The organism is Acinetobacter tianfuensis (assembly GCF_003611465.1).
Classification (GTDB): domain Bacteria; phylum Pseudomonadota; class Gammaproteobacteria; order Pseudomonadales; family Moraxellaceae; genus Acinetobacter; species Acinetobacter tianfuensis.
Genome location: NZ_RAXV01000001.1, coordinates 118512 through 131180, shown reverse-complemented (window position 1 = coordinate 131180; position 12669 = coordinate 118512). Strand labels below are relative to the sequence as shown.

General features: G+C 41.2%; 12 protein-coding genes and 1 tRNA gene. 4 read left to right on the top strand and 9 right to left on the bottom strand.

What is annotated here, in order from left to right; all coding sequences use genetic code 11:
- Positions 1-57 precede the first annotated feature (57 nt).
- From D7V32_RS00610 to D7V32_RS00600, 4 genes are all read left to right on the top strand, one after another.
- Entirely contained in the window at positions 58-1410 is a 1353-nt protein-coding gene (locus D7V32_RS00610; protein ID WP_120400988.1) for an amino acid permease, read from the top strand.
- Positions 1411-1488: 78 nt separating this feature from the next.
- Positions 1489-1564, top strand: a tRNA-Arg gene (locus D7V32_RS00605).
- A gap of 424 nt (positions 1565-1988) precedes the next feature.
- The gene (locus D7V32_RS17175; RefSeq protein ID WP_171407529.1) at positions 1989-2156 is read left to right on the top strand and encodes a hypothetical protein; all 168 of its coding nucleotides are present in this window, start codon (positions 1989-1991) and stop codon (positions 2154-2156) included.
- A gap of 188 nt (positions 2157-2344) precedes the next feature.
- A complete protein-coding gene (locus D7V32_RS00600) occupies positions 2345-3568 on the top strand; it encodes an MFS transporter (protein WP_228200145.1) in 1224 nt (407 codons plus the stop codon).
- A 35-nt stretch (positions 3569-3603) separates the two neighbouring features.
- On the opposite strand, the gene hpaR is transcribed toward D7V32_RS00600, so the two are convergent.
- The 9 genes from hpaR to D7V32_RS00560 all read right to left on the bottom strand — a co-directional run bounded on the left by hpaR (position 3604) and on the right by D7V32_RS00560 (position 12658).
- Positions 3604-4029, bottom strand: a complete 426-nt coding sequence (gene hpaR, locus D7V32_RS00595) for a homoprotocatechuate degradation operon regulator HpaR (RefSeq protein WP_120400987.1) — start codon at positions 4027-4029, stop codon at positions 3604-3606.
- A gap of 64 nt (positions 4030-4093) precedes the next feature.
- Positions 4094-4189 carry a hypothetical protein gene (locus D7V32_RS17515; RefSeq protein ID WP_265936378.1) on the bottom strand — a complete coding sequence of 32 codons (96 nt, stop codon included), beginning with the start codon at positions 4187-4189 and terminating at the stop codon, positions 4094-4096.
- Positions 4190-4562: 373 nt separating this feature from the next.
- Positions 4563-5330 carry a helix-turn-helix domain-containing protein gene (locus D7V32_RS00585; protein ID WP_120400986.1) on the bottom strand — a complete coding sequence of 256 codons (768 nt, stop codon included), beginning with the start codon at positions 5328-5330 and terminating at the stop codon, positions 4563-4565.
- 1 nt (position 5331) lies between these two features.
- On the bottom strand, positions 5332-6069 hold the full coding sequence (locus D7V32_RS00580) for an IclR family transcriptional regulator (protein ID WP_120400985.1): 738 nt from the start codon (positions 6067-6069) through the stop codon (positions 5332-5334).
- A 334-nt stretch (positions 6070-6403) separates the two neighbouring features.
- Positions 6404-7345 carry a p-hydroxyphenylacetate 3-hydroxylase reductase component gene (locus D7V32_RS00575; protein ID WP_120400984.1) on the bottom strand — a complete coding sequence of 314 codons (942 nt, stop codon included), beginning with the start codon at positions 7343-7345 and terminating at the stop codon, positions 6404-6406.
- Between the two features lie 13 nt (positions 7346-7358).
- Positions 7359-8636 (bottom strand): p-hydroxyphenylacetate 3-hydroxylase oxygenase component, encoded by a 1278-nt coding sequence (locus D7V32_RS00570; protein WP_120400983.1) that lies wholly within the window; start codon positions 8634-8636, stop codon positions 7359-7361.
- 333 nt (positions 8637-8969) lie between these two features.
- The gene (locus D7V32_RS00565; RefSeq protein WP_120400982.1) at positions 8970-10367 is read right to left on the bottom strand and encodes an MFS transporter; all 1398 of its coding nucleotides are present in this window, start codon (positions 10365-10367) and stop codon (positions 8970-8972) included.
- A gap of 138 nt (positions 10368-10505) precedes the next feature.
- Positions 10506-10682 carry a hypothetical protein gene (locus D7V32_RS17170; RefSeq protein WP_171407528.1) on the bottom strand — a complete coding sequence of 59 codons (177 nt, stop codon included), beginning with the start codon at positions 10680-10682 and terminating at the stop codon, positions 10506-10508.
- 527 nt (positions 10683-11209) lie between these two features.
- Positions 11210-12658, bottom strand: a complete 1449-nt coding sequence (locus D7V32_RS00560; protein WP_120400981.1) for an NAD-dependent succinate-semialdehyde dehydrogenase — start codon at positions 12656-12658, stop codon at positions 11210-11212.
- Positions 12659-12669 lie beyond the last annotated feature (11 nt).

Genomic DNA, 12669 nt, shown 5'->3' with positions numbered 1-12669 from the left:
ATTTCCTTTCGATCCTTTACAATCAGAAACACATATTCGTTGTCGGGCTGAAATAACTTGAATAAAGAGAATTCTCAACTTCAGCGTGGCTTAAAAAACCGTCATATTCAATTGATTGCCATGGGTGGTGCAATTGGTACTGGCTTATTTTTAGGTTCCGCACATGTGATTGAATCTGCCGGTCCATCTATTATTTTGGGCTATGCAATTGGCGGTTTAATTGCGTTTTTAATTATGCGCCAATTAGGCGAAATGATTGTGCATGAGCCTGTTGCCGGTTCATTTAGTCACTTTGCAAATAAGTATTGGGGCAAATTCCCCGGCTTTCTAGCTGGCTGGAACTACTGGATTCTATATATTCTTGTAGCCATGACCGAGTTAACAGCAGTTGCAAAATACATTAATTATTGGTGGCCTCATATTCCAGCATGGGCATCTGTATTAACGTTCTTTGTCATTATTACACTCGTCAACCTTGGCAATGTTAAGTTTTATGGCGAATCAGAATTTTGGCTGTCTATTATTAAAGTAACAGCAGTCGTTTCCATGATTCTGTTTGGTATTTACTTACTGATGACCGCTGGCGCCGACTCTACAGCATCATTCAGCAACTTATGGACACATGGCGGCTTCTTCCCGCATGGTTTTGAAGGCTTATTCTTCATGCTGGCTTTCTTGATGTTTGCTTTCGGCGGCATCGAACTGATCGGCATGGCTGCTGCAGAAGCAGAAAATCCGCAAAAAACAATTCCTAAAGCCATCAACCAAGTCGTTTTCCGTATTCTGATTTTCTATGTCGGCTCACTAACGATTTTGCTATCGTTAGTGCCTTGGAATCAACTGGAACTCGGCGGCTTAGACAAGAGCCCATTTGTCATGATCTTCAGCCAAATGGGTATTGGCTGGGCGGCGCATTTGCTTAACTTTATTATTTTAACTGCAGCCCTTTCTGTTTATAACAGCGGCATGTATGCCAACAGCCGCATGCTGTTTGGTCTGGCTAAACAAGGCAATGCACCTAAAATTTTTGAAAAAACCAATAAGCAAGGCGTTCCAATTCCTGCAGTATTGTTCTCTGCAGTGCTGATTTTTGGCTGTGTGGTACTGAACTATGTTGCGCCAGAAGATGCTTTAAGCAACCTGATTTACATCGTAGTTGGCGCTTTAGTATTAAACTGGGCAATGATTGCGCTGACTCATTTACAGTTCATGAAAGCGATGAAAGCGGAAGGCGCTATTTCTAAATTCCCGGCACTTTGGGCGCCAGCCAGCAACTATTTAGTTCTTGCATTTATTGCGACTGTACTTTACATCATGTGGACGCAAGGCCTAAGCGGTGCTGTGATTATGATTCCTGTGTGGATTACGCTTATGTTTATATTATTTAAGCTGCTGTACAAAAAAGCTTAAAATAAATGCAAATGAAAAAGTTATTGTTTAGGCAGTAACTTTTTTTTTGTCTAAAATTAGAGTACATTAGCCGCAATTGCGCTCTTAGCTTAACTGGATAGAGCAGTTGCCTCCTAAGCGACCGGCGTGGGTTCGAGTCCCGCAGAGCGCACCATACTTCAAAATTTATTGTACTTCTAATGCTATTTACATCTCTGCTGCCCCCAAAATCATAAATTTTGATGTTCTGCTGTACTCAGCACTCATTCCATTTTAAACAAATCTAAGAATATAAAATGTCAAAATTTTTAATGCTAATTTCAGATTTAAGCTTTTAATAGCTGATATAAACATTAGGGACCGTAACCCGCGCTGTCTAAAGCAATTTTAAAAAACGTGAAAAGTATCACATTTTAAATATTGCAACTTAAATCCACATCTTAAAACTTTAAAAGTAAACCATTGTATTTTATTTAAATAATTTCAACAAAAACACAAATACACACAAAACACACCCAAATTAACAGTAAACTTCATCTTTATCCGTATATTGCAAAACTGTACTGATTAGTACACTTGTATGATAAAGGAAATAGATTATGAAATTAGCTCAATTAATGTTTGCTGGCTTAGTGATGACTGCTGCGGCTCAAACTTTCGCTGCTGAACAAACTGCGCCTGCTGCAGACACTGCTGCTCCTGCATCAGAAGCTATTGCAACCGAAGCTCCTGCATCATCTGAAGCTGCTGCTTCTGAAGCGAAGTAATTTGCTTTTGAAACTATGGCCTAGACCGTCATAGTTTCCCCCCCCAACAAAATATATGTCTTAGTATTTTTTCATACCCGCCATTTTCCTTTAAATCAATCCATCAGCATATGCAAGCCAGCAGTTGTATATTCAGCGCTCTATCGCTTAGAATGTAGTTAATATATTAATTAAAAGCAGACTTTGCTGTGGCTGTAAGCACCCTGTTCCATTCTCTAATTTATCCCAATTTCCGCAACTATTTTATTGGGCATTCATTATCTACTTTAGGAACATGGATTCAGCAGGTCACTTTGGCTTGGATCATTTATGAACTGACCCATTCTACTGCCTTACTTGGTATTGTCGGATTCTGCGCGCTCATTCCCCAGCTCCTCGTCAGTCCGATTGCAGGAGCATGGATCGATAAAGTTGATAAACGCAAAACACTGATCGTCATTCAGTTTTTATTATTTATCCAAGCAATTGCTTTAGGTGTGTTTTACCATTTTCAGCTGCTTAATTCTGCAATCCTAATTGGCTTATCTCTCTTGCTGGGCATTCTGAGCGCTATAGATACTCCGCTTCGCCAGTCCTTACTCAGCCTGATTATTGATGATAAAAAAGCGCTGCCGAATGCGCTTGCATTAAATGCAATGATTTTTAATGCTTCACGTTTTATTGGCCCGCCCATTGCCGGCTTGCTGATTGCGCTTATCGGTCCTGAAAATTGCTTTTATTTAAATGCAATGTCATACCTAAGTTTAGCGCTTGGCGTACTGCTGATGAAAAATGTTCAATCTACTATCGTCACAGGCAAAATGAAAAGTGTCATGCGCGAAGGCTTTGATTATGTTTATCAGCATGAAACGTTTAAATATCTCATGATTACCGTGGTGATTTTAAATATTACCGCTTCCAGTTATGTTGCTCTGCTGCCCGTATATGCGAAAGATATTTTACAAGGTGATGAAAAAACCTTAGGTATTCTTTGGGGGGCAGCTGGTATTGGATCTCTCATTTCTTCTATGCTTTTGGCAGGCCAAAAAAGTTTTCAGCAAGTTCACCGTAAAATTTTATTGAATATATTGGCTTGTGCCATTGGCCTGCTCTTGCTGGCCGTAGGTCATGGCTATACTGCTTTTCTTATTGCCATGTTTTTATTAGGTTTCGGCATTTCAACCACAAATATTTCAACCAATATAATTTTACAGCAAGAAACGCCCGAATCTTTCCGTGGCCGTGTGGTCTCTATTTACACCTCTACACGCTTTGGTTTTGATGCTTTGGGCGGGCTGTTTGCCGGCTTATTGGCCAGCCTGATTGCGCCATCAAATGTCATGCTGATTTTTGCAGTCTGCCTATGCACGTATACCGTTTATCATTGGCTAAAAATTTACCCCAAACTGCTCTCAAATAAAAAAAGCGCCTAAATGTTTAAGCGCTTCTGGGCTCTCAAAATATGCCATCAATCTTGTTTTAAGGTTTGGATCTCTTTTAACAGCACCATCAGCTGCTGCATTTTTTCCTCACCAAAACGATCTTGAATATGCTGATAACGCGCCTCCATACGGCCTCGCATAACACTGAACGTATTTTGGCCTTCTTCACTCAATGAAATAAATGAAAAGCGTTGATCCGTGTCGGAGCGGCGGCGCACAATTAATCCTGTCTCTAACATACGGTTAATAATACCTGTTAAGCTCGGCTTCAAAATACAAGCTTTCTCTGCCAGACTGGTGCTGTCCAACTCTTGATACTGCGCCAAAGTGCGGATAATACGCCATTGCTGTTCTGTTAAGCCGATCTCATTGAGTTCAGGTCTAAAATGTGTCATTAACGCTTCACGGGCTTCTAAAAGAGCAAGCGTTAATGATGGTCTAATGTTTTTCATATGGCAAAGGGCTAATATATTAACATATTAACTATTCTACCAATTTTTCATAAAATTAAAATGATCATGGGTACCCGATGATGACTCTCAATTCATCTATATCATTATAACGATAGTCTTTAGCCGCCCGATGAGTGGCCTGCCGAAGCTTGATATCCATTTCTTTGGCAAGCCCAGCTGGAATTTTATATGCCAGCTGTAAATTACGCTCTCAATGCTTATTATCTAAATATTCGGTCATAAATAAAGCGTTTGGTGTAATATGGATTTCGGCTCTGCGAGTTGTCCATATTCCAACCAGATAAATTGCCGAATACCCGTTGCATCATCCGTGCTGAAATAATTCAAATCATGTATCAAATCCAACGGATTCACACTGTAAAAATAGCCCGCATTCACGACAAAATTATCTCGTGTTTTATCTTGCCGTGAAATACCCGCACTGGCTGTAATCGGCAACTGATACCACAACTCAAATAAAAAATTAATATATTAATCAATATAAATTAAGACACTTTCTTATTTTTGCACAATTATTTAAGACCAATATTTTTGGATAAGATCAGTATTTGTTCAGACACATAATTTTTTAATTGCTCCTGCTGCCGCAGCAAGGTTTCACGATGATGGAAAAGCGTAATGACAAATTGTATTTCTTCAGAAATACTGAATACGGGCATGCTGATCGAACTTAAACCGCAGCTTGGCTGATTGTCCATCAGCGTTAACAAAATGTCCTGCCGCGCTTGTATCTGCTGTATAAAATCCGCACGATCTTTAAGACTGAGTTTTTGTCCTGAATACCGGATTGCATCTATCTCTAAAGCTTGCTTTAAAACATGCTCCGGTAAAAACTTGGCAAAAGTATTGCCTATTGAACTATTGACCAGCGACATCACTGAACCCGCATGAATTTGTGAATATATACTCGCAGGCTCATAAGTTCTGATCACGGTTGGACCCAACGATCCCCAAATGCTTACCGCAGCGCCATAACCGGTTTCATGGTAAATTCTTCGCGCTGTCTGGCTTGCTTCTTCTATAGGATCTAATCGGTTTAAAGCTTTGAATGATAAATCTAAAGCTAAATCCCCAACTTCATATTCATGATTTGCTGTTTTTTGCAATAAACCTATTCGCGTTAGGCTGACCAAATAACGGAAAATTTTTGCAGGGCTTTCATTTAATTGCTGTGCAATTTTTTTCAGGCTTAACCTTGTCCGCTGCTGACAAAAAAGTTCCAATATTTGCGCAGTATAATCAATACTCTGAATACCCGCATTTTGATTTAGATTTTCCACCTCACATCCCCTTCAGTACGCCAGCAATTGCCGTTAAATCCTCTAAAATCATTGAGATTTTATCTGCATCAACACTTTGAGTTTCTGCAAATACAGTCATGGCCAATACCATTTGATTATCATGATTGAAAACTGGAACAGCATAACTGCAGATATCAGGCGTATCGATTAATACAGAATAGCCTTGCTGGCGAATGCGATTTAAATCATGTAAAAAACGGGCATCACTGAATTGCTGCGCATCGGCATAAGGTTTTAGCAATATGGCCTGTGCAAGATTTTCAGCATGGTATGCTGCAAACAAACGTCCTGTTGCCGTACTCAGCGCTAAATTTTCCCCCAAACGGAAACCGAGGTTAAAAAAACTAGAAAACTCACGGTAAAATACGACGGTAGGGCCATTTATATTCGACCATAAAGAGCTAAAGACATTCACCTCATATTTTTCTGCAATTTGAGCTAAAGCCTGACGTGACTGTACCACTATGCCGTCGCGGTTAATTTTAGATAGGCCTAACCGCAGGCTCAGTGAGCCTGCTTCAAACTCTAAAGTGCTTTCATTTCGTTTAAGCAGTCCCGTACGCTGCAAACTCACTAAATATTTATAAGCAGAACCGGAAGCAAGATTAAGCATTGCTGCAATTTCACTCAAGGAAAATGACTTTTTTGAAGCACATACCAACTTTAATATTTCACCAGCTAATTCAACTGTTTGAATTCCGCGTTGTTGACCAGCCATCCTAGCTCCTATAATTTTAAAATCAATCAATGCACTATGCCAAACAGATCAGCAATCAATTGAAACAGGCTTACACTGCCAAATAACCGCCACATTTAAATCCAATAATTTAGCAGTTATTGCGGATGCCATGCCTGATGCGCCTAAATCTACCACCAGCACATCACATTCGATATTTTTTCCACGTCCACTCCTGCAGCTTTGGTACATAAACGCTACTCAAGGGTTTTTAATTAATATATTAATAACAATCAGCTTATTGGAAAGTGTTTTGCCTTGGGTTCATTGAAATAAAAAAACTGCCGAAGCAGCTTTTTTATTAATAATTAGATAGTTAAACCCCAATTAATTCTTTCAGCATTTTTTGAAATAACGCCTTATCTTCTGCAGAGTAATGCCCAAATACATCCTGCTGATGATTTTCACCAATTTCATACAGCATTTGTGCAGATTGGTCACCTTGTTCTGTCAGCTCATAAGAGTGACCTGTATCCACCAGCAAACCTTTGCGTACAAGTATTTCAGCAGCTTGTTCTACTTCACGTAAAGGCATGGCGACTTCACGCAGCAAATCATCCTTACATGTCGCTGTTTTACTTTCCAATACCAATAGCATACGCGCTTCGCTGGTTCTGAAGCCTGATGCCAATTGTTTTGGCTGATAGTCATTGGTATATGCGCGTACTGCCTGAGTCAATAAATAGTACATGTTGTCATATAAACGGCCCGGGAAAATTTCCGCAGGCGACGCTGCTTTAATATTTAAGCTCGGATGAGGCAGTACTGAAGAATACGCGCCTTGGTGATAAAGCAATGGTGAACGGCCATTGTCTTGGAAGTTAACCACTCGGCCTAAAATGATCCAGTGGTCTCCGCCTTCTAAAATGTCATAACGCTCACACTCAAAGACGGCAGAGCACTCTTTCAATACTGGCGCATTGCCCGCGCCAAGATCAAATTCAACATTGGCATATTTGTCATCTTTAGAGCGTGCAAATTTATTCGATAAATCAATTTGATCTGCAGACAAAATATTCACAGCAAAATGAGTTGCCTCAGCAAAAACCGCATAGCTTGACGAGCGCTTACCAATACTCCACAAAATCAAAGCAGGATCTAGAGACACCGAATTAAAGCTGTTTGCGGTAACCCCAACCTTTTCACCTTGTGCATTTTGTGCCGTCATAATCGTCACGCCAGTGGCAAAATTACCTAAAGCACGGCGAAACGCTTTTGAATCAAAACCAACCTCAGGCTGAATATTTAATGAGTTCATATTTTTCTCCTCATTAAACCATGGTTGGATCTGGATCTAGACCCATCAATTCACGGCCTAAAATTTGTGCGCATACGTCATAATCGGTATATGCATGAGCGCCAGTCATATGTGAATCACGGAATAAACGCTGTAATTCCTGACCGTCCAGCCAGCTTGTTGCGCCCGCTGCTGCAAATAAACGGTCTACTGCCTCAATACACATTTTTACTGCATAGGCTTGGTTAGTACGCCAAAATGCCAAAGTTTCTTGAGATGGATAAACTTTATTTACGCCATGCAGACGGTGGTCTTCCCACGTTTTTTCCAAGAATGCGCGTGCCGCTGCAACTTGGTGTGTCGATTCAGCTAAACGCATCAGTGCCGGTGTAGATGCACCTAAGTTTGCACCGGTATAAGCGCGGATACGTGTTTTTTGCTTCGCTTTAAATGCTTCAAGCATACGTTCAGCAATACCAAGGCTAACCGCAGAGAAACCGCTGGCAAAGTAAGGACGGTATGGTGAGTAGAAAATCTGACTGTCAGGATATAGACCAAAACCTGCAGACTTGCCTTCCATCATATCTTTGGCTTTTTGAATTTGACATTCGGGAATAAATAAATCACGGATTTGCAATTGCTTAGAGCCGCTGCCCTTGATTGCACCCGCAAACCAGTTGTCATGAATCACATAATCTTTACGCGGAATCACACCAAATGAATAAATTTTATTGCCTTCAGCATCGAAACGGTTAAAACCGACAATGGCATATTCCGCATGGTCACAGCCGCTGCTCCAGCCATAGTCGCCAGACAGCTTAACACCGCCTTCAACCTCTTCAACTTTACCAAATGGCGCAATAGAACTGCTGGCCGTTGCATCTGGATTTGACAGCCAGATTTCGTCCTGTAATTGTTTAGGGAACATCGCAATTTGATGGCTGTGTGTGCACAGCAGGCTAAATGCCCAAGCTGTACCTGCACACGCGCCTGCAAGCGTCACGATACAGTTGGCAAATTCAGGCAGGCTCATTTCTAAGCCGCCATATACTTTCGGCTGAAATGCGCGGTGAAAACCCAGTTGCTTTAATAAATCAATATTTTCATCTGGCACATGGCGAAGCTGTTCAGCCTTTTCTGCATTGGCTGCAATTTGCGGCAAAATTTCTTTAATTTTTTCCAGCATGCTGCACTCTTGCACAGTATTTTGCGGTGCTTTGGCTTCAACATAAGTCATTTTAAAATCACCAGCCATATAATCATCCTGAACGTCTGATGCATGATTTACATTCAAATCAATGGTATTTTCCATTCTATATATCCTTCGTTTATAGTGCCTTTCAGCATAAAGGCACTCATCGGCACAATTCCCTAGATAGCAGGCCATTCTGCTGTATTGAATCCATTATTCAGTATTATTTGGCAAAGCTTAATGTATTTTCCCGACTTAAAATTGCACTTTTCAAATTACCTAAAAAGCAAATATTTTCAGATGAATTAATTGTGTAATTTTTATTTAAAAGCTTAGATATAAAACCCAAACATCTGCGCTCAGCGGCATCCTATTGTCTGCCGTACGAATAAACGCCATAAAAAAAGCTGGGATAAACCCAGCTCTTAATACTGCACATCAATGCTTCAATCTTTATTCACTATAAACATGCTTGCTTTTTTCTTTGCTGAATGTAAAGGCAGACTCATTTTGCAATGCCTCATGATCTGGGCCAAGAGGAATACCGGAACGGTCTTTCAGCAATATCGCTGCAACTAGGCCTACAATCGTCATTCCTGCCAAATAGTATGCTACAGAGTCAGTTGAACCTGTAGAGCTGACCAGCCATGAGGCAATTAATGGCGAAAATGCACCGCCCAAAATAGCGCCTAAAGCATAAGAAATAGACACCCCAGAGAAACGGATCGATGCAGGGAACAGTTCTGAATAAAATGCTGACTGAGCGCCATAAGTCATTCCAATACCGACAGCCAAGAAACATAGACCTAAAGATACCGACCAAATTTCGCCAATATTGACCAATGGAAATAATGCAAGAACACCGAATAATTGCACGATAAAACCATAAATGTAAGTCTGACGGCGGCCAATTTTGTCTGATAAACCGCCCGAGAACCATGTAAACAACAGCCAAATTGCAGCAGAAACGGTCACGCTGATTAAAATTGGAGTACGCGGCAATGCCAGAGGCCCTTCAGGATTTGTCGTGTAATTTTGAATAAAACCGCCTGTGGTCATATAACCGATCGCGCTATTTCCAGCAAAGACCAAAGCAGCCACGATAACTAAAGCCGCGTGATTTTTAAATAAGTCTCTAATTGGTGTTTTAGATGCAGATTTACGTTCTTTAATTTCTTCAAATACAGGACTTTCCTCTACAGACTTACGCAGCCAATGCCCCAAAAACAGCAGGACGATACTGAATAGAAAAGGAATGCGCCATCCCCACTCCATAAATGCATCTCCTGGAGCAATCACACCGCTCATCAGCGCAAACATGCCCGAAGCCAGCAATAATCCTAACGGCACACCAATTTGAGGGAATGAGCCAAAACGGCCGCGCTTATGCACAGGTGCATGTTCCACCGCCATCAATACCGCCCCGCCCCATTCGCCGCCTGCAGACAAGCCCTGTAAAATACGCAGAAGCAAAAGTAAAATAGGCGCCCAAATACCAATTGTTTCATAGGTAGGCAATAATCCAATTAAAGCTGTTGACAGCCCCATCACCACAAGAGTTGCAACCAAAACAGCACGTCGGCCATAAATGTCACCAAAGTAACCTGCAAGAAATGCGCCCAAAGGACGGAATAAAAAGCTCAAACCCACTGTCGCAAATGCCAGCATTGTGCCTAAAGTTGAGCCTGCCGGTGAGAAGAATAATGTTTTAAAAACAAGACCTGCTGCAGCAGCGTAAATAAAAAAATCATACCACTCTACGGTTGTACCGATAATTGTTGCAAAAGCAACTTTACGGTCATTGGCAGACATTTTATTTCTATCTTGGGCAGCATAAGGTGCTGTAGACATGAGATGTCCCTCTCTAAAAACGATAAAACTTGGGGATGAGAATGCCCGTCCGGCAGACTATAGCCTGCTGGCATATAAAAATTAGAAATGGAATTAACGCGGAAAAAAGGGGAATATCCCCTTTATATTCACTGGTGCTCAGCGGCCTTTAAACTGTGAATGAATCCACTGCAGAACAGCCTTAAAAAAACTGATATCTGAATGTTTCACAGCATCCGGTTCGTCTGAATAGATTTGCTGAAGCAGCTCTGGAGTAAGCGCTTCGTGCAGCCCTATCAACATTATAGTGTCAACATCCGTTGTATTGCGCTCCATCTTCGAATCCTTACGTCATCCGTGGATAACCTTATCCATCGTTTATTTTTAAAACATCTTTAATGTGCAAGAAAGGTACTAAATTCAGTTTAATTTGCACTTTCCAAGCATGGCGTAAAATCCATTGCATATCAACTATTTAACTTATTAACTAACTTCATACTTTAGTCTTAATTATAAAAAAACAATCATACAGCTAATTGAATTTAAGAGAAAAAGTAAAGCCGTGACAACGCTCCCAAAAAATTAAAATTAACTATTTAGACGAAATTTACTCTTTATATAAAATAAATACTGGTACAAAACACTGGAAATTGCATAGAAAATGCATTTATTCTCAGCATGATCTAAAGGCTGCTGTACAGCGTTGCGGCAAATACATTGAGCACACATTTTCAGCCTTCGCTCAACAGAAAATAGCTCAACTACACCCGCGCAGCCATATCTTTTCAATACATATTTAAATACTGATTCTTATATACAAAAAATAAGGATCCGAAGATCCTTATTTTGGCAGCCTGAATATCTTAAATACCCATGCACATATATTTAATTTCCATATAGTCTTCAATGCCGTACTTCGAGCCTTCACGGCCAGAGCCAGATTCCTTAATGCCGCCAAATGGCGCGACTTCTGTGGAAATTAAACCTTCATTAATGCCGACCATACCGTATTCAAGCGCTTCACCCACCGTCCAAGCGCGGCTGAGGCTTTCTGTATAAATATAAGAAGCCAAACCAAATTCTGTGTCATTCGCCATTTGAACTGCTTCCGCGTCGGTACTGAATTTAAATACAGGCGCTAAGGGGGCAAAAGTTTCATCTTTGGCCACCAGCATGTCTTGTGTTACACCTGACAAAACGGTGGGTTCAAAGAAGGTATGGCCTAAAGCATGACGCTTACCGCCAGCAACAATTTTTGCGCCTTTTGCGACAGCGTCTGCAATATGCTCTTCAATTTTTTCTACTGATTTTTCATTGATCAGCGGACCTTGTTCTGCACCTGGCTCAAATGCCGGCGCAACTTTCAGCTTGTTTACTTCAGCGGTTAATTTTTCAAGGAAAGCATCATGAATATTTTCATGTACTAAAACACGGTTGGTACATACACATGTTTGGCCGCTGTTACGGAATTTAGATGCAATCGCGCCCTGAACCGCTTTGTCTAAATCAGCATCTTCAAACACGATGAACGGCGCATTTCCGCCCAATTCCATGCTGACTTTTTTCATTGTAGATGAACACTGTTCCATCAACAATTTGCCAACACCTGTTGAACCTGTGAAAGATACTTTTTTCACTGCAGGGTGTTTGGTTAAAACACCGCCGATTTCGCGCGAACTGCCTGTTACAACATTCACCACGCCTTTAGGAATGCCTGCCTGTTCTGCAAGAGCCGCCAATGCCAACGCTGAAAGCGGCGTTTCAGACGCAGGCTTAATAATCACAGTACAGCCAGCAGCCAATGCAGGACCTACTTTACGTGTGATCATGGCATTTGGAAAATTCCACGGCGTAATAGCAGCAACAACACCTACAGGCTGCTTAATCACCACTAAACGGCGGCCTTGTTTGTCATGAGGAATGATATCGCCATAAGTACGTTTTGCTTCTTCAGCAAACCATTCGATAAAGCTTGCGCCATACAGAATTTCACCGCGGCTTTCTGCTAATGGCTTGCCTTGTTCTGTACTTAAAATCACAGCAAGGTCTTCTTGATTTTCAACAATCAAGTTAAACCATTTACGCAGCAAGCTTGAACGCTCTTTTGCTGTTGTCAGCTTCCAAGAAGCCAATGCCGTTTCAGCAGCTTCAACCGCTTCTTCAACTTGTGCTGCAGTTACACTTGGAACACGGGCGATTTCGTCACCCGTTGCAGGGTTCGTCACAGCAAAATCTTTGCCATCTGCTGCATTGGTCCATGCACCGTTAATATAAACTTGTGTTTTAAGCAGTTCAGAATTTTTAAGCTGCATCTATATTCTCC